Annotated in this window: 1 protein-coding gene; it reads left to right on the top strand. The window is 64.9% G+C overall.

Going from position 1 to position 1094, the window contains the following annotated elements; all coding sequences use genetic code 11:
* The coding region (locus tag HLUSI_RS27160) for an efflux RND transporter periplasmic adaptor subunit (protein ID WP_016833028.1) at positions 1–1094 on the top strand (1094 nt) is incomplete at both ends.

Here is a 1094-nt window from a genome sequence, read left to right as displayed (position 1 = left end):
ATATTGCGCGGCGCGGCGCGGCTGGAGCGCGTTGGCGCTGGTGCTGGCGATTGCCGCAGGCGCGGCCGGCTGGTACGGTTATCGCCAACGCCATCCGCAAGCGGTGCCGGTGCGGCTGGAAACCGTGATCGCAGAACGCAGCGACATCGAGCAGGTGGTCAACGCCATCGGCAACGTCGCCGTGCAGAATTACGTCGACGTCGGCACCAAGGTCTCCGGCCAGATTTCCGACGTGTACGTCGGTATCGGCGAGACGGTCAAGGAAGGAAAATTGCTGGTGACGGTGTCGCCGGTAGTGCAGGCCGGCCGCGCGGAAAACAATCGCGCCCAGATGGCCCGCCTGAAGGCTGAGTTGGCCGGGCAAAACGCCCAGCTCGATTTCGCCCAGCTGCAATTCCAGCGCCAGACCCAGCTCAAGGCCGAGAACGCCACGCGCCAGGAAACCTACGAATCGAGCCGCATGGGCATGTATTCGGCGGCTGCCAAGGTGGACGCCATCAACGCCCAGATCCAGCAGCTCGACGCCGCCATGAAGGAAGACGAAGCGATCCAGAAGCAGACCCGCATCGTCGCGCCGATCAGCGGCACCGTGGTGGCCTTGTCGGCGCGGATCGGGCAGACCCTTTCGGCCAACCAGGATGTGCTCATGCGCATCGCCGACCTGAGCAAGATGAGCGTGCAGGCGCGCGTCGCGGAAGAAGACGTCACGCGGCTCCACAAGGGCATGACCGCCTATTTCACCACGCCCGGCTATCCCGGCAAGCGCTGGGCCGGCAAGCTGCGCCAGATCATGCTGCTGCCTGCCGACGACAGTGGCCGCCAGGGCAAGAAGGCGTTCTATACCGTGTTGTTCGATGTCGCCAATCCCAGCCGGGAGCTGATGGCCGGCATGACCGCCGACGTCTTCTTCGTGCTTGACAAGGCCGAGCGCGCCGTCACCATCCCGGCCTCGCTGGTGGTCAAGCCGGACATCAAGGGCATGCAAAAACTCAAGGTCCTGCATGCCGACGGCAAACTGGAAACGCGCGAGGTGCGGATAGGTTTGCGCAACGCCGACAAGGCGCAGGTGCTGACCGGCCTGGCCGAAGGCGAGC

It is taken from the genome of Herbaspirillum lusitanum P6-12, from assembly GCF_000256565.1.
Classification (GTDB): domain Bacteria; phylum Pseudomonadota; class Gammaproteobacteria; order Burkholderiales; family Burkholderiaceae_D; genus Herbaspirillum; species Herbaspirillum lusitanum.
Note: the sequence above shows the minus strand (reverse complement) of the source record. Positions and strands in the feature narration are given on the sequence as shown.